Source organism: Snodgrassella gandavensis, from assembly GCF_914768025.1.
GTDB classification, from domain to species: domain Bacteria; phylum Pseudomonadota; class Gammaproteobacteria; order Burkholderiales; family Neisseriaceae; genus Snodgrassella; species Snodgrassella gandavensis.
Map to the genome: position 1 here is coordinate 20,560 of NZ_CAJZCE010000015.1, position 16,858 is coordinate 37,417.

14 protein-coding genes are annotated in these 16,858 nt (G+C 45.1%); 6 read left to right on the forward strand and 8 right to left on the reverse strand.

What is annotated here, in order from left to right; genetic code table 11:
- Positions 1 to 507: 507 nt before the first annotated feature.
- Positions 508 to 837 (reverse strand): zinc ABC transporter substrate-binding protein, encoded by a 330-nt coding sequence (locus MJ764_RS09870; protein WP_174828166.1) that lies wholly within the window; start codon positions 835 to 837, stop codon positions 508 to 510.
- A 704-nt stretch (positions 838 to 1,541) separates the two neighbouring features.
- Between MJ764_RS09870 and MJ764_RS09875 the strand changes: the two genes are divergently transcribed.
- Positions 1,542 to 2,399, forward strand: a complete 858-nt coding sequence (locus MJ764_RS09875) for a Vgb family protein (protein WP_239326594.1) — start codon at positions 1,542 to 1,544, stop codon at positions 2,397 to 2,399.
- 434 nt (positions 2,400 to 2,833) lie between these two features.
- Here MJ764_RS09875 and MJ764_RS09880 read toward each other — a convergent pair whose 3' ends face one another.
- Positions 2,834 to 4,249, reverse strand: coding sequence for a hypothetical protein (locus MJ764_RS09880; protein WP_239326596.1), 1,416 nt, complete (start codon positions 4,247 to 4,249; stop codon positions 2,834 to 2,836).
- A 346-nt stretch (positions 4,250 to 4,595) separates the two neighbouring features.
- Here MJ764_RS09880 and MJ764_RS09885 point away from each other — a divergent pair, with 346 nt between their 5' ends.
- Entirely contained in the window at positions 4,596 to 5,600 is a 1,005-nt protein-coding gene (locus MJ764_RS09885; protein ID WP_239326598.1) for an MBL fold metallo-hydrolase, read from the forward strand.
- Between the two features lie 280 nt (positions 5,601 to 5,880).
- Here the strand turns inward: MJ764_RS09885 and MJ764_RS09890 are convergent, their stop codons facing one another.
- The 5 genes from MJ764_RS09890 to earP form a co-directional block, all read right to left on the reverse strand.
- A complete protein-coding gene (locus MJ764_RS09890) occupies positions 5,881 to 6,534 on the reverse strand; it encodes a TetR/AcrR family transcriptional regulator (RefSeq protein ID WP_239326646.1) in 654 nt (217 codons plus the stop codon).
- Between the two features lie 69 nt (positions 6,535 to 6,603).
- Complete coding sequence (gene murB, locus MJ764_RS09895) at positions 6,604 to 7,653, reverse strand: UDP-N-acetylmuramate dehydrogenase (protein ID WP_239326600.1); 1,050 nt, start codon at positions 7,651 to 7,653, stop codon at positions 6,604 to 6,606.
- A complete protein-coding gene (locus MJ764_RS09900; RefSeq protein WP_239326602.1) occupies positions 7,650 to 9,035 on the reverse strand; it encodes an MATE family efflux transporter in 1,386 nt (461 codons plus the stop codon). Before MJ764_RS09900 ends, murB begins: the two co-directional genes overlap by 4 nt.
- Positions 9,036 to 9,174: 139 nt before the next feature.
- Complete coding sequence (gene efp, locus MJ764_RS09905; RefSeq protein ID WP_100090392.1) at positions 9,175 to 9,735, reverse strand: elongation factor P; 561 nt, start codon at positions 9,733 to 9,735, stop codon at positions 9,175 to 9,177.
- Between the two features lie 44 nt (positions 9,736 to 9,779).
- The gene (gene earP / locus MJ764_RS09910; protein WP_239326604.1) at positions 9,780 to 10,979 is read right to left on the reverse strand and encodes an elongation factor P maturation arginine rhamnosyltransferase EarP; all 1,200 of its coding nucleotides are present in this window, start codon (positions 10,977 to 10,979) and stop codon (positions 9,780 to 9,782) included.
- Positions 10,980 to 11,399: 420 nt separating this feature from the next.
- On the opposite strand from earP, the gene gyrA reads away from it, so the two are divergent.
- Together gyrA and MJ764_RS09920 are read left to right on the forward strand one after the other, a co-directional pair.
- Positions 11,400 to 14,003, forward strand: coding sequence for a DNA gyrase subunit A (gyrA, locus tag MJ764_RS09915; protein ID WP_239326606.1), 2,604 nt, complete (start codon positions 11,400 to 11,402; stop codon positions 14,001 to 14,003).
- Between the two features lie 167 nt (positions 14,004 to 14,170).
- Positions 14,171 to 14,368 carry a (2Fe-2S)-binding protein gene (locus MJ764_RS09920; protein WP_100090395.1) on the forward strand — a complete coding sequence of 66 codons (198 nt, stop codon included), beginning with the start codon at positions 14,171 to 14,173 and terminating at the stop codon, positions 14,366 to 14,368.
- A gap of 68 nt (positions 14,369 to 14,436) precedes the next feature.
- Here the strand turns inward: MJ764_RS09920 and MJ764_RS09925 are convergent, their stop codons facing one another.
- Positions 14,437 to 14,703 carry a GNAT family N-acetyltransferase gene (locus MJ764_RS09925; RefSeq protein ID WP_338053849.1) on the reverse strand — a complete coding sequence of 89 codons (267 nt, stop codon included), beginning with the start codon at positions 14,701 to 14,703 and terminating at the stop codon, positions 14,437 to 14,439.
- A 653-nt stretch (positions 14,704 to 15,356) separates the two neighbouring features.
- Here MJ764_RS09925 and modD point away from each other — a divergent pair.
- Together modD and MJ764_RS09935 are read left to right on the forward strand one after the other, a co-directional pair.
- Entirely contained in the window at positions 15,357 to 16,202 is an 846-nt protein-coding gene (gene modD / locus MJ764_RS09930; protein WP_239326610.1) for a ModD protein, read from the forward strand.
- A 197-nt stretch (positions 16,203 to 16,399) separates the two neighbouring features.
- Positions 16,400 to 16,858 (forward strand): tetratricopeptide repeat protein, encoded by a 459-nt coding sequence (locus MJ764_RS09935; protein WP_239326612.1) that lies wholly within the window; start codon positions 16,400 to 16,402, stop codon positions 16,856 to 16,858.

The window sequence follows — 16,858 nt, forward strand, 5'->3', positions numbered from 1 at the left end:
CCTATATCCTTCTTCGCTAGCACCGTGACCTTTTTACCCGATAATAATGCCCCTTCCGACGTTAATTGTGGGCGGTTATTTTGTAAAAATAATTCAGGATTCTATACCGTTTCATTTTATTAGAATTCAATAACGGCTTATCACTTGACAGGGGGGATGGAACAAATAAAGTACAGTATAGTTTTATAATCTTGTAAGATCCTAAATTGAATAACTAATCATTGAATGTCATCTGCGATTATTTGCTGGAAAGTACGCAAGATGAATCGGTTAAAGTGAGATTTCAAGATCGGGCAAAATATAGAATTTGGTGACAGAGTTAACTGTCACCTTTAACTGAAAATACACAAAATTTAGGATAGGGTCGCCAACAAGTTAAGTCCATTCTAAAGAAGCATCATCATTAACCTAAACAGCTTCTGCTGGACAAGTGTCATCAAAAAACCAATAATCATCCATCAATTTTTGTTTATCAAACATTATCTGCCACCAGCAAGAAATAGATTCTTATTTAGGTCCACTCCATATTAATTTATTTCTTAGCTGATAAGGAACCAATTCAAATAATTTCTTTATTCTTTCTATATGCCCTCGATAATTTGGGGATATGTCTTCATTACAATTATCATAATAAAACTTAGCTTGATGATTTAAAAACCATATATCATGTTCTTCAAAATCTTTTTCTAAAATACTAATCATAATATTATGAACTAATTCAGCTTCATAAAAACATGATATATCTTTCGCCTTTCTAAATGCATTTTGAGACTGAACATTTCTAATATACGATAATGCAAATCCTAACATTTCTTTATATATGTCACATTTATTCATATTAATTTTTCCTTTTTGGCAATGGTCTCATATCTGCTGGAGGTTTATCTATTGGCGTCCATCTCACATTATTTATTAATTTTTTAATATAAGAGGCATCTCCTGTTATCTTATAGATTTTCATTGCTGCTACCATCCTATGATGACCAGCTCCAACATAATAGTTACCTTTATTATCTATATAACCATAAATACAAACAACAAATTAAGCAAAAAAATAGCCATCATCTAACTTTTCCCAAGCAAGCTGACAACAGCCACAGACAGGTGAACAGAAAAAATAGACAGATCAATTTTTCATTAATCAAATTAGCTGCTGGCCTTTAATACTTATTTAATATCACTAATTTAGTATTTCAGTATTTTCCGGTTTCAGTGTACGCTCTTTAACAGCTTCACCCCCCAATGAACCCAGAAAAAACTACAGAGAAAATAATGACACAAATAATAAAACAATCATTTTTAATGACATTTAGAAAAAAAGTAAGTTAGCACTCTGCTATCAGGCAGAAAAATTTTTCCACCGCATAATAATTTTGTATTTATCGAACAACAAATCAACTTATTACACCAACCGACTGACATTAAACAGCATTTCATTAAGCACCTAAATGATTACGCTGATTATATCAATACCGCTTCAACCCATCAGAATACTATGGAATCAGTCTTATATTAATTTAGCAGTTAGCAAGGTACTCATAATGAAAAAAAACTTTTTATATGCCATTGCGTTTATTTTTCTCATCTTATGCACTTTATATTTATATGGCAAAGCTGATATAACCAGATTAACAACCAAGGAAACTTCTTTGAATGCGAGCGCAAGTACTGCAAAACAATTAAAAACAGTAGGCACTTTTTTTAAAGCACCCACGGGTATTGCATTTGATAGCACAGGCACAATGTATGTCACCAATTGGTCTGGTCACTCAATTATTAAAATTAAAGCCAATGGTGAGCATGAAACCATTTATACAAATATTTCTGCTCCTGCCGGCATTGCGATTGATACTGATGATAATATCTACATCTCCTCATATCATGATAATTATATTTTAAAAATAGCCGCCAACGGAAAATCTCAAAAAATTTCAGATGGCTACCACACGCCAACAGGCATTGCTTTTTCTAACTCAGGAAAATTACTGATTACTAACCGATCAAGTGGGGAAATTATTGCTCTGGATTTAAAAAGTGGCAGCAAAGAAATTGTGGCACAAGGATTATCCACACCAGTTGGTGTAACACAATTACCTGACAACAGTCTGGTTGTTTCCCAGTATAGTGGCCGCCTGACTTTAATCCAGCCCAATGGTAAGCAGACCGAATTAGGTGCAGACTTCAAGCGCCCCGGCGTAGGTATCGTTACTATTGCGCCAAATATGGTGGCCGTAATTGACAACGGTGCTGATATGGTACGAAAAGTTGATGTGAAAACAAAAACAGTAAGCACAATAGTTTCATCTTTACCTGGTGCAGTTGCATTAGCTTTTCATAACAATCGTTACTATATTGGCACATGGCAGGATGGGTCTGTTTACATGTTTAACAATGACTAAAGTAATCACACATAGTTGGCTGATACCTAAAAAACTTAGATTGCTTACATAGCCAATCTAAGTTCACTATTAAATTCAAAATTACATCCTAAGAATTAATACACAAATGCTTTCTAATCAGAATTCTGCATAAGCAAATATTCCAAAACCCTAACGGAATAATTGGGTCTTGCGCAGCTAAACATCCCCGTTAGCGCCCACAATGAGAATTGACCTGCTGGAAAAACTAGCGCACCAGAAATTCCTTGCACCCAGTTAGCGTATACTGACTTAAAAATTCTGTATAAAAAACGGTAACACCTGCTTTCAGCGGCTATCGCTATCAAAGTTATCACCAACCAAAACCCTGTCAGCCTCAGACCTCAATACACACCATCATCTGTAAGCTGTGTGGGCAAACATCCGGCAATTTAAAGGTGGCCGTTATCTCCGTGCTACAGATTAGCCAGCACCCTACTCATCTCATAAAAATCGCCCCGCATTTGAGACCACAGATTTTCACGCGCCTGATCAAACTGCTCTTCACGGCCAAGCAGTTTACCTTCAGTAAAAGCCGTATACTTTCTCGGCACATGGCCATCAAACCAGTAATAAGTCTGCGATGAGGTACTTTTTGCACTGTAGTGACGATTTAAATCATATAGCCCGCTGGAATGCACTTCCGCCACCATTTCCGCCTCATTAACCGTCTTCACACTATACTGTTTAAAATAAAAATCCTCATAAACGGCCTGATCCACCATATTGCCATTATCATCAGCCACCTGCTTCGTGCCCACCCTTAGATTTTCATGCTTGTCACGGGTTTCAATATTTTCTTTATACTGCTGAAATTGGCCACGCGTCATACTCACATCAATTACCAGATTAGCCGCACTGGCACTGTTTACAAAACTCACATAATTTTTTTGCAGCGCAGAGCGGATATGGTCAGCCAGATAGCTATTGCCGCGGACAAATATCTGTACCTGCCCCTTACGTGCATAAACATCAGCCAGTTTAGTTGCATTTTTATATGAATTACCATAAGGACTGTATACCTCACTGGCTGCACTGAACAAACTGGCTGCCTCACGGTATTCACTCAAATGTTTTGCTTTGCGCACAATAGCCTGCGCCCGCTGATACTGACTTTCCGCCTCAATAGTGCGCCATTTTTTTTCATAAATATCAGCCAGTTTAGCACTATCCTTATAATTACCTAAAGGCAGATAAACATCATGCGCCTTGCGGAAATTTACTGCTGCCTGCTTATAATTACGCTCTCTCACATCCGCCTGCGCCTCAGCATAAAATTCCTGTGCCGCGGTTTTATAATACAATTTCTGATTATCCTCAGCGCGCTTATAGATATCTTTATAATTAAAATATTCATAGCCCTGACGATATAACTTGGCCTTACGCAGATAATCACTACTATTAGTCGCCACAATAGCACTGGCCTGCTGGTAAAACTGTATCGCCAAAGATTCCTTCAGCCCATCCACCGTATACTGGCCTAAATATTGCTCAATAAACGCACTGTAGCTTTTTTCTTCCAGCTCAGTTTTCAGCGCCAGCAACAACTGATAGTTCTTAATCCGTGTATCATAATCTGCTGCCACAGCCTCCTGAATATTTTTCTGTGCCATTTGAGTAAGATTGCCGACTGTAGCCTGCAAATACAGAATATCCTTGTCCTTCCATGGTTTATTCTGCTGTTCCAGCTTCTGACTTTTTGCATTAAAATTAGTAGCCAGAATTTTCACGCCGCCGATATAATCGCCGGTTTTAAACTTATCTTCCGGTTTAACCGGCAGCACACAGCTTGCCAAAAACAAACATAAAAATACCAGTAAAAGTTTCCTCATTTATATATCCCCTCAGCTATAAAAACAGGCATCTGGCAAAGAATAAACTGCATATTAACATTGACTAAAAAAACCGACAATCAATACAGCTATTAGCCTAACTTCATTTTTGCACCAATATAATTCCCCTATCCTAACACAGGAACAAATCATTTGATGCAGCCAAAATCCTGATTTCCAAATCGCCGCTACTGCGCAGCAAAAGCCCAGTACACATTCTAGCAAGATGAAATTAAGCTAAAATACACATATCAGTGTAGCAAACAGGCTGAAGACCTCCTCAAATCCACAGCCCGCGATAACAATCCATCGCCCCTATAGCTGTATCAGCTAAAGACAACAGATAATGCTATTTAAAACAAAAAATCCATACTACAATCCGGCGAAAACCCACCATACACCCTATGGCTTCCGCAATTTGGAACCCACGGTCATCAAACAACTTGAGGTCTGGCGCTGGAGCTGGGAAAGATGCATTCAACACTTGCCCAAACCACCGCAACAGGGCTATGAGCACTTCGCTCGCCACTGGCATCAGACACCAGACTTTACCCTCAGCGGCAACCGCCTGTGGTGGATTAGTCATGCCACATTGTTACTGCGTTTGCAGCAATGCACGATTATCACCGACCCAGTATTCTCCCAGCGGGTATCACCAGTGACATTTGCCGGCCCGAAACGCCGCACCCAGCCGGCAGCCAGCATTGCCCAGCTTCCGCCCATTGACGTTATTGCCTTGTCTCACAACCATTACGACCATCTGGACAAAGACAGTATCCGCCAGTTGGCTGCCCGTTTTCCGGCCATTACAGCCGTTGTGCCGTTAGGCCTGAAAAACACATTGCAAAAACTGGGCGTTAACAACGTAATTGAACTGGACTGGTGGGAGCAGGTAAGCATTAAAGATATTCAGTTCCATGCCGTACCGGCACACCACTGGAGCCAGCGCGGCATCTTCGACCGCAACCGTAGCCTGTGGTGTGGCTGGATAATGCAAACGCCTCAGGGCAGCAGTACTTATTTCAGTGGTGACACCGGTTTCAGCGAAATAATGTTCCGGCAGATAGCTGAACATTTTGCCCCCATAGACATGGCTGCCATCCAGATAGGTGCCTATGCGCCGCGCTGGTTTATGCACAATCAGCACATCGACCCACAACAGGCAGTAACTATTTTTAAAATATTGCAATGTCGTCAGGCCGTTGGTATCCACTGGGGCGCTTTTGAGCTGGCCGATGAACCACTGGATGAACCACCACAACTGCTGGCCGCAGCCTGTGTACAGCAGCAACTGGCTGCCTGCCGCTTTGAAAGTATCAAAATGGGAGCCAGCCGCCTCATTCCTGCCTGATCTGACAGGAAACTTTGGCAGCGGAATATGATTTTCAACAGAACTGGCCGGATAGCGAAATCATTCGTACCCAGCATATAGACCTTACTGAAAGCAAAAATTTTATTTTACTGATAAAACCACAGTAAGAGAAACGCTGAATCGAAAAGTTATCAGCGCGTATTGACCGAATAGACAAGCAAAAGCTAACTGGTCAGACAGATTGCACCCTGATATAAAAATCTCGAATTAAACAGCCAAAACCAGTTCCATTCAGCCTGAATCAAACTGGTTTTAACGTTTACACCTGATTACGTAAATCAGCCATCATACGACTAAATTCTTCACGAAAAACAGGTGCAACATATGGGCGCAACAACGTGAGCGTTTGGTATGTACCGCGAAATTTCGAGGCTTCAGTCAGCTTGCGTTCATACAGAGCATTATCATAGTCACACCAGTATTTAGTAATCAGCCAGATATTAACCGCCAACTCCTTGCGAGCAATTTCATCTGTCTGAATAAATCCGATATCTGTCAACTGCTGCAACAGCTTTTGCAGCAATGGCGACACCTGTATCCGGGTGAAATTATTGTGTTCACCCAGCAGCTCAGCACTACGCGACAGCATCGCATTCAAATCACTAAACAGAAAACGGTATTTCCACATCACATCATAGACACCAAACATATAATACTTAATAGCATCCGTGTCCTGTGGCATTTTGGCCTGTTGCAGATAGCACAACAGTTCCTCACTGTAGCGCTTGAACAACTGCATAATAATTTCATCTTTATTACGAAAGTGATAATACAGATTGCCTGGACTGATACCCAGATAAGAAGCAATATGATTGGTACTGGTATTACGCTCACCCTCTTCATTAAACAACTTCAGACTGGCATCAATAATACGATTATAAGTATTGGGGCGTGATTCTTTCACCATATTAATTTCTTTCAGATTATGCAGTGTCTTACCGCGCAAATCATACAGATAACATTTTCAGCAATTTGCCATACATCAACTGGCCACCAACGGCTGTGCTCGTGGCAGCCACACCGGTTCCGGCTCCAGCTTCACCTGAAAACGCTGCACTACACATTCCTGAACATATTGTGCCAGCGCAACCACATCGGCGGCACTGGCCTGATTTTTGTTCACCAACACCAGCGCCTGCCGTTCATGTACCGCAGCCCCGCCAAGCTGATACCCCTTCAGACCACACCGGTCAATCAGCCAGCCAGCAGCCAGCTTCACCTGTCCGTCAGGCTGCGGATAATGCGGCAAATCCGGATAGCAGCCTAATAAAGAGGTCGCCAGCGCAGCCGGCACAACAGGATTTTTAAAGAAACTGCCGGCACTGCCCAGCACACGCGGATCAGGTAATTTCTGCTGACGAATACGGCATACTGCCTGTGCCACCATAGTGGCCGTTAGCATTTGTCCCTGTGCCAGTTCTGCCACCACCTGCGCCAGATCACCATAATGCAACTGCGGCGTAAAACTGCGCGACAGAGCAAACCGCACCGCCACAATCACATAACGTCCCTGTTCACCGTGTTTGAAAATACTGTCACGATAAGCAAAACAACATTCAGCGCAGCTTAGCCAGCGCAGTTGCCGTGCTTCAAGGTCAAAACACTGCACCGCCTCAATACAGGATTGTACTTCAACCCCATAAGCACCAATATTCTGTACTGGCGCAGCTCCTACCGTACCGGGAATCAGACTGAGATTTTCCAGCCCGCACCAGCCCTGTGCCAGCGTATACTGCACAAATTCGTGCCAGTTTTCACCCGCAGCAGCTTCTACCACCACCCGCTCACCATCATCCGCCACCAGCCGGATGCCACGATTGGCCATGCGTACCACCAGCGCCGGATAATCCTCACAAAACAGAATATTACTCCCGCCACCCAGCCACAGCACACTTTGCCGGTCAAATTGTGGCAATGCCATAATGTCCGGCAACTGAGCACTATCTTCTAGCGTTACCAGCCAGCGTGCGCGCACCGGCAGAGCAAAGGTATTTAATGGCTGTAAATCTGCATGTTCAACCACATCAATCATGATTCTCTTTCCGCATGCGCCAGCGCAATTTTTTCACTTTGCCGGTGCAGATACCACACCAGCGCCACAGCCGCACCCGTTAATGCCAGTACCAGCGCCAGCCAGAAACCATACAGCGCCATACCAAAATACAAACCAAATAAACAGCCAAAGCCCAGCCCCAGCCCCCAGAAACTGAACGCGTGAATCACCATCGGGATCTTGGTCAGCTTGTAGCCACGCAAAGCATACGAAGCAATCGTTTGTGTGGCATCCGATAGCTGGAAAACCGCCGCAAAAATCAGCAGCGTTCCACCCAGCAGAATCACTTCCTGATCAGCCGTATACAAACCCACCCAGAAATGCCGGAACAACAACAACATCACCCCGGTGAAACAGGCGCCCAACAGCCCCATGCTCAGCCCCACACCCGAAACAAAGCGAGCACGCTGCCATTTACACGCACCGACAGCCTGCCCGACACACACCGCCAGCGCAATACCCACACTTTGCGGCAACATATAAATCAGAGAAGTAATACTGATTACCACCTGTTGCGCAGCTACCTGAGTTACCCCGAAACGCGCAATCAGTAAGCTAATAAAGGTAAACAGGCTCACCTCAAGAAAAAACGACATCCCAATCGGAATACCCAGCCGCAACAGAGAACCCTGCAAACGCCAGTGTGGCCAGTCAAAGCGCGCAAACAGCGCAAACGGTGCAAAAAAGCGTTGGCGCACCACATAGATACCCAACACAATCGCATTAAACCAGAAACAGATAGCCGATGCCAGACCACAGCCCGCCCCGCCCAGCTCCGGCATACCATACTTGCCATAAACAAAAACATAATTCAGCGGAATATTCAGCAACAACGCAATCAGGCTCACCACCATGATCGGTTTCGGGCGATTTAAAGACGAAGCAAAAGCATAAAAAGCCCGATGAATCATCGCTGCCGGCATACCCAGCGCAATAAAGAACACAAACTGGCCAAACACACCATTAACATACGAGCCCATATTCAGCCAGCGCTGCATCGGCGCAATCAGCGCCCACAACAGCAGCATACCCAGCACCCCCAGAAACAGCCCGAACCACAGCCCCTGCCGCCCCTGCTCACCAATTTCCGTGGTTTTTCCGGCGCCATACAACTGCGCCAGTATCGGCTGCAACGCCGTCATCACCCCCAGAAAAGTAATATACAGAGTAATAAATACATTCGAGCCCAAAGCCACCCCGGCCAGATCATTGGCACTGGCATGACCGGCCATCACCGTATCCACCACACCTACACCCACCTGCGCTGCCTGTGCGACAAGAATCGGCAACGCCAGCCGCAACAACCTGCGGCATTCAGCCAGCAGCTCACCGCGGCCATGCTGATTCAATTCAAACAACATGTTTCACCTACAAACTTAAACAATACAAACAATAAAAGACGGCAAGCCGTCATAAACATCAGGCAGCGTGATGCCGCGTAAATCACAACAAAACAGGCTGCCTGAAATTCTTCAGACAGCCTGTCAGCAAGAAAATCAGTTAAGCGCGTTTGCGGAACTCAAAAGTACGTGAATCAATTTCCACCTTATCGCCATTTTCAACATAAGCAGCCACCTGAATCTCGGCACCACCTACCAGACGGGCATTCTTCATCACTTTACCAGAGGTATCACCTTTTACCGCCGGCTCAGTGTATTCCACTTCACGAACGATAATGGTAGGCAATTCCACAGAAATAGCGCGACCATCATAGAAAGTCACTTCACATTTTTCTTCCATGCCATCCACAATAAACTTGATGGCATCACCAATGTTTTCAGCTTCCACTTCATACTGATTGAATTCATCATCCATGAAAACATACATCGGGTCAGCAAAATAGCTGTAAGTACACTGTTTGCGATCAAGTACTACCACATCAAACTTCTCATCGGCTTTATATACCGTTTCCGTAGCAGCACCAGTCAGCAGATTTTTCAGTTTCATTTTCACCACGGCAGCATTACGACCGGATTTATTGTATTCGGACTTCTGCACCACCATTGGATCATTGCCCACCATAAACACATTACCCGGGCGCAATTCTTGTGCGGTTTTCATCTTTAATCTAACTTCCAAAAATGTTCAGCAAATAGATAAGTACATTATTTTAGCGGAAGATGGCAGAATCTGGCTAGTTTTTCCAGCGCACCATCCTGCGCATGCAGCATTTCAGACCACGCCGCGGCTGCTTTTACCCAACTTTGCCAGTCCGCACACAATTCCTGCCACGCCGCTACACGCCTTAACCCATCCAGACTGCCTGCCCCATTCAAATCATCCGCCAACAGCATAAAAGCCGCCTGCAATCCTGCTGGCCAACCTGCCGTAGCCTTGTTCCAGAATGCATGCAGCTTGTGCAGATGAGCATCATCATCCTGTCGGTAAATATGCCAGAAAAACGGCAACCCAGCCCATAAGGCACGCACAAAACTGTCCTCACCACGCACAATCGCCGCATCGGCCAGCCACAGCAAGCGGTCAAAGGCCACCTGCGGCACAAACGGAATACGCACCAGCGTCATCTTACCCACTACCCAGACATCACCGTCCTGTTGCAGAGCATCTGGGGGGATTGCCTGTTGAGCGCGCAGACTGTCTATCACCTGCCCCCCGGCCAGCCACAGCGTTATCGGCGTATCTGCCTGCTGCCACATCGCCATCCATTGCGACCAGCACACCGAAGCATAGGCAAACACCAGCCACAACTGGCCGCTATGCTGCAACGGCAAACCATACTGCTGCCTGAATGCCTGCTGTAGCAACGGCTGCTGCAAGAATGCAGCCCGCTCAGCCACATAATCAGCTTCACGCAACAAACCACCACTGGCCGCATCAATGCCCATAAACCAAAAATACTTTTCCAGCCCATTGGCCTGCAACGATGGCATAGCATGTAAATCCACCGCCCAGTCTTCTGCCGTCAGGTATTCCCAGTTCAGCCATAATGGCCGGCATTCAGTCATGCGTGCCAGCACCGCTGGCGGCAAATCACAGCCAAATGTCTCAATCACCAGCACCGGATCGGCAGCATCAGCCAGTTGCCGTTGCACCACAGCCTCATCCTGCCACACTTCCACCATAATCTGCGCCTGATAGCCGGCGCGTTCCGGTACCAGCCTGTCCAGCGCGTCCACATCATCAATCCACAAGCGTACCCGCAAGCACAAATAATCTGCCAGCAGGCAGCTTAAGCGCCAGCCCACCCCCACATCACCAAAATTATCAATGACCCGTACAAATACCCATGCCTCAGTGGCTAAACCATCCGGCGATGCACACACAGGCAGATTCAGAGAATGCATAAAAATTTCCTTACCAGCAGCATAACTTAACCCACTACCACCACTACCCGTCATTCTGTCAAGAGCAAAACAGACTTGACAGAATGATTTTATCCACATGAATTAAATTTACAGCACCAAAGCGTGTAAAAAGATGAAACAGACTTGCTCCAGTCTTATATATTTTTAAATATATGTTTTTAAAAGATTTAATTTTCAGGCTTATTTTTTAGGCAAGCACATACAAAGCTTGATTTTCAGGCAATTATCCAAGCACAACTTTCATTTTCCACAGATTTATCCACAAATATTGTGGGCATATCTTTAACCCCTTTAACAACAAGGTTTTTTACACCAAATCGTCTTCACAACGAAAAATAATCAGAAACCAATGACTGCTATGGTAAAATAAACAATGCTCTCCAAAGTAGTAAAGCCATTATGTCTGATGCACTTTTTGCCAAAGAAACCATAACAGTATCTCTTGAAGAAGAAATGCGCCGCTCCTACCTCGATTACGCCATGAGCGTTATCGTAGGACGCGCCCTTCCCGATGTGCGTGATGGCCTGAAACCAGTTCATCGCCGTGTACTGTACGCCATGCACGAGCTGAACAACGACTGGAATCGTGCCTACAAAAAATCAGCACGTATTGTCGGCGATGTTATCGGTAAATACCACCCGCACGGCGACACCGCCGTTTACGACACCATCGTACGCATGGCTCAAGACTTCTCCATGCGCTACATGCTGGTAGACGGACAGGGTAATTTTGGTTCCGTTGATGGCGACAGCGCCGCAGCCATGCGTTATACCGAAATCCGCATGGCCAAAATTGCGCACGAATTACTGGCCGATATCGATCAGGAAACCGTCGACTTCATTCCCAACTACGACGGCAACGAAAGCGAACCAGCCGTACTGCCTACCCGGATTCCGGCACTGCTGGTTAACGGCTCATCCGGTATCGCCGTCGGCATGGCTACCAACATACCGCCACACAACATCAACGAAGTGCTTGGCGGCGCCAAAGCCCTGCTGGCCAACGAAAACCTCAGCATTGACGAACTTATCAACCTGATTCCAGCACCGGATTTTCCTACCGGCGGCATCATCTATGGCCTCTCCGGCGTGCGCGAAGGCTACCGCACCGGCCGCGGCCGCGTCGTCATGCGTGGCAAAACCCACATCGAACCAATCGGCAAACACGACGATCGCGAGGCCATCATCATTGATGAAATCCCGTATCAGGTAAACAAAGCCAGACTGGTCGAAAAAATTGGTGAGCTCGTACACAGCAAAATTATCGAAGGTATTTCCGACCTGCGCGACGAATCAGACAAATCCGGCATGCGCGTGGTTATCGAACTCAAACGCAACGAAAATGCTGAAGTTGTACTCAACCAACTCTATAAACTAACGCAGCTGCAAGACAGCTTCGGTATCAACATGGTGGCACTGGTAGACGGCCAGCCACGTCTGCTCAATCTGAAACAGATACTGAATGAATTTTTACGTCATCGCCGCGAAGTCGTTACCCGGCGCACCATGTTTGCCTTGCGCAAAGCACGCGAACGTGGCCACGTACTTGAAGGTCTGGCCGTAGCCCTGTCCAACCTTGACGAAATCATCACCCTCATTAAAGCTTCTGCAACCCCACCTGAAGCCAAGGCTGCCTTAACCTCACGTCCGTGGCGCTCAGGTCTGGTTGCTCAGATGCTTGCCCGCAGCGACATCGACGCCCAACTGGTTAAGCCACAGGATTTACCCGAAAATACCGGACTGCTTGGCAACGACTACTTCCTTTCCGACGCACAGGCACAGGCCATCCTCGACATGCGTCTGCAACGCCTTACCGGTTTGGAACAGGATAAAATCGTTGATGAATACAAAAGCGTCCTCGATATCATTCTCGACCTGCTCGACATTCTGGCCAATCCAGTGCGCATCAACCAGATTATCCATGACGAACTGACTGCCATTCAGCAACAGTTTGGTGACGAACGCCGCAGCGAAATCAATGCCTTCGGTGGCGACATTGCCGACGAAGATCTGATCCCGCAGCGCGACATGGTTGTTACCCTCACCCATGGTGGCTACATCAAAACCCAGCAGGTAGACGACTATCAGGCACAACGGCGTGGCGGCCGTGGCAAACAGGCCACCGCCACCAAAGACGAAGACTTTATCGAAACCCTGTTTATCGCCAACACCCACGACTACCTGCTGTGCTTCACCAGCTTGGGCAAATGTCACTGGATAAAAGTCTACAAACTGCCCGAAGGTGGCCGCAACAGCCGTGGCCGGCCGGTTAACAACCTGATTCAGCTCGAAGAGGGTGAAAAAATCAACACCATCCTGCCAGTACGCGAATTCAGCGAAAACGAATACGTCTTCATGTGTACCGAACAGGGCATCGTCAAAAAAACCTCCCTGATCGACTTCTCCCGCCCACGTATTGCCGGCATCATCGCCCTCGGACTGGACGAAGGCGACCACCTAATTGGCGCCGTAAAAACTACCGGCAAACACGACATCATGCTGTTTTCCAATGGCGGTAAAGCTGTACGCTTCAGCGAAGACAACGTCCGTGCAATGGGACGCAGCGCCCGTGGCGTACGTGGCATGAAACTGGCTGAAAACAATCAGGTCATCAGCCTGCTGGCATACGATGCCGAAGAAGACGGCAACAAACTGGTACTTACCGCCACCGCTAACGGCTTCGGCAAACGCACCGTCGTTGACGATTACCGCCGTTCCGGCCGTGGTACTCAGGGCGTCATTGCCATCGATACCGGTGAACGCAATGGCGACCTCGTGGCCGCCACCCTCGTGGCCGACAGCGACGACCTCATGCTGATTACCAGCGGTGGCGTACTGATTCGCACCAAAGTCGATCAGATACGCGCCACCGGCCGTGCTGCTGCCGGCGTAAAACTCATCAATCTAGATGAAGGCGAAAAACTGGTTAGTCTGGAACGCATTGCCGAACCAGAAGAAAACAGCAACACCGAAGTAGATGTACTGGATACCCCAGAAGATTAAATCCAGCAGCGAACTAAATAAAGCCGACTTTGCCAGTCGGCTTTATTCTTATCCAAGCAAATACATGCTTAACCTATCGACCTTAGCCATACACCACTTGATAACAATAATGAAATCTATTATCATCTTCATTCGCAAAAACAAACCACATCCACAAAGGAAAAATCATGTACGTTTGTCTGTGCAATGCCATCACCGATCGCCAGATAAAAGAAACCGTAGCCGCCGGCGCTTCCAGCCTCACCGACCTACAGGCGCAGCTTGGCGTAGCCACCTGTTGCGGCTGCTGTGCCGATTTAGCCAGTTCATACCTGTCATCTCGCCACGACAACCTAACCAGTTGCACCAAAGCCGATAACAAATAAGCATCTGATAATCAGCCGTCACAAATATACAACCAAATATCAAAATAAAGAATCGCAAATTCTTCCTGTCACAATGGTCTATTTAAAATCCAAACTGATGGATGAGCAGCAAAACCAATATGACCATAATAATCCACTGCCTGTGGCACTGCAGTTAATATTATTTTGGCATTAAAATCACTATTTTTCTGAATTTCCCTAATCAACTGCTTGCCAATACCCTGCCGCTGATAACAATCATCTACCGCAATATCGGCCAGATAAGTCACATATACAAAATCTGTCATACAACGAGCCATACCAACCAGCCTGCCATTGTCCCAAACTATAATAATTCAATTAGCATTATTTATGATAGACTGAAAATGCTGCCTATCACCAATCGGGCATCGTTCCCTTAGACTACTATTACGGTAAAGATTTATTTCCTATCAGTATTTTTCAGATGCAACACAAAACGATCCAGCCAACATCCTTCTGCGCATATAGCAGTAAAAGCGCGAATACTAACCTATCTGTATGCTATAGAAATAGTTGGCATGCACGAATATACCCAAACAGACCCAGACAACCATGAACCACTGGCACGTATAGACAAAAGCAGTAGTGCAAAAGAAAAAATATGCTAATTCCATTTATTGTAGGCTAATAACTTATCCCGACTTCGTAGTGGAATGCCTTTTATCCCATACCCTGAAATTAAGCTGTAATTCGCAATATACTCAATAAATACATTGATGATTCTCCTTATATTCGAGCTTTTTGATACGATTAAGTATTGAGCAAAGCCTCAGCATAAATACCTGTCGATGATAGCATCCGTACCGAAATAATCACTAAATCATCTTATAATTCAGGTTGATAATGGTAAACACAACAGCTTAGGAACAGTAAATATTGATAGGGGAATTGATATTTTATGACATAAAAGTTATATCAATTTAAAATTTTTTGGTAATAAAATTAATTTTATATAGGAGATAAAGACATGTTTTATCTATCTGATGCTGAGCTGGACAGGCTCTTACTGGATGATATTGCTTATGGTGATTTAACTACACGCGCTTTAGGCATTGGCCAGCAAGATGGGCAGATGTCGTTTTACCGTCGCCAAGCTGGTCGGGTAAGTGGCGTGTCGGTTGCAATGAAATTATTGCGGAAGCTGGCGCTGAAAGTAGTGGCACATGTTAGGGATGGGGAAGATGTAGCGGCAGGCACGGTACTATTAACGGCTATTGGCCATGTGGAAAATCTGCATCAAGGCTGGAAAGTGGTACAGAATGTGCTGGAATGGTGTGGTGGTGTAGCTCAGTATATGGCACAGATGGTGGCTATTGCACAAGCCATTAATCCACAAGTACAGATTGCCTGTACACGTAAATGTATTCCTGGCACTAAGTCGCTGGCTATTGCAGCAGTGGTTGATGGTGGCGGGATTTTGCATCGTGCCGGTACGGCTGAATCGCTTTTACTGTTTGCCAATCACCGACATTTTTGTGCAGAACCGGATAATTGGGTAGCAATGGTGGCGCGCTTACGGCAGGCTGCGCCCGAAAAAAAAGTTATTGTAGAGGCGAATAATGTTGAAGAAGCATTAGCGGCGTTGAAGGCACAGGCAGATATTGTGCAACTGGATAAATTTACACCGGAAGAATTTGCATGGGTATTGGCACAACGCCAAATGGCGGAACCTAAGAGTTTACTGTCGGCCGCTGGTGGAATTACGCTCTTAAATGTGGCAGATTACGCTCGTGCGGGCGCAGAACTACTGGTAACATCTGCGCCCTACTATGCACCGCCCACGGATATTAAAGTATGGTTGGAACCAATTTAAATTTACCGCTGATTTCTGGTTTAAATTTTCTGGGTTATATAGCAATTTACTTGTTTATCTCCATTTGTTTTGTCATTGATGAGTTATCCTACTACGTTTCCTGTTGGTGAGATGATAAGTCTAGTTACTCCTGATACAGAATTTTTTATTTTAAAAACTACTATTTAAATCTGCTTAGGTGTAGGAACAGGATGTTCTTGAAGCGTTTTAATTTTATTGATAAAAAAGAAACTGGTAGCAGAAACTCAAAAAATTATATATTAAATATATTTTTATATGATTTATTCGGAAAAAAGTGCTTTGTGCTCATAAACAGGTACTACATCATTATTATGTTTTTAATAAAAAAATTTTTTAGAATAAAATATAAAGATAATCCTGAAAAAATATTATTAATGACATTACTTATCATGCTTTCAACATCCGTTTTTGCCGATGGTTGTGCATTTTTAGAGAGAGAAGAAAACTATGTAAAGGCTTTCCCATTTTGTAAACAAGAAGCAGAACAAGGTGATGCAAGAGCTCAATATGAATTAGGCAAAATGTATTTTGAAAGTCGTGGTGTTGAGAAAAATAACTTATTAGCGAAAAAATATTTCAAGCAAGCATGTGATAAAGGATCAAAAGATGGTTGTGATAATTATAAAAAGATTTGA

Coding starts and splice junctions, on each gene's coding strand:
- MJ764_RS09900 (WP_239326602.1), bottom strand. CDS start 9,035: ATGTTGTTTGAATTGAATCAGCATGGCCGCGGTGAGCTGCTGGCTGAA.
- MJ764_RS09920 (WP_100090395.1), top strand. CDS start 14,171: ATGTACGTTTGTCTGTGCAATGCCATCACCGATCGCCAGATAAAAGAA.
- earP (WP_239326604.1), bottom strand. CDS start 10,979: ATGCATTCTCTGAATCTGCCTGTGTGTGCATCGCCGGATGGTTTAGCC.
- gyrA (WP_239326606.1), top strand. CDS start 11,400: ATGTCTGATGCACTTTTTGCCAAAGAAACCATAACAGTATCTCTTGAA.
- MJ764_RS09875 (WP_239326594.1), top strand. CDS start 1,542: ATGAAAAAAAACTTTTTATATGCCATTGCGTTTATTTTTCTCATCTTA.
- modD (WP_239326610.1), top strand. CDS start 15,357: ATGTTTTATCTATCTGATGCTGAGCTGGACAGGCTCTTACTGGATGAT.
- efp (WP_100090392.1), bottom strand. CDS start 9,735: ATGAAAACCGCACAAGAATTGCGCCCGGGTAATGTGTTTATGGTGGGC.
- MJ764_RS09880 (WP_239326596.1), bottom strand. CDS start 4,249: ATGAGGAAACTTTTACTGGTATTTTTATGTTTGTTTTTGGCAAGCTGT.
- MJ764_RS09885 (WP_239326598.1), top strand. CDS start 4,596: ATGCTATTTAAAACAAAAAATCCATACTACAATCCGGCGAAAACCCAC.
- MJ764_RS09870 (WP_174828166.1), bottom strand. CDS start 837: ATGAATAAATGTGACATATATAAAGAAATGTTAGGATTTGCATTATCG.
- murB (WP_239326600.1), bottom strand. CDS start 7,653: ATGATTGATGTGGTTGAACATGCAGATTTACAGCCATTAAATACCTTT.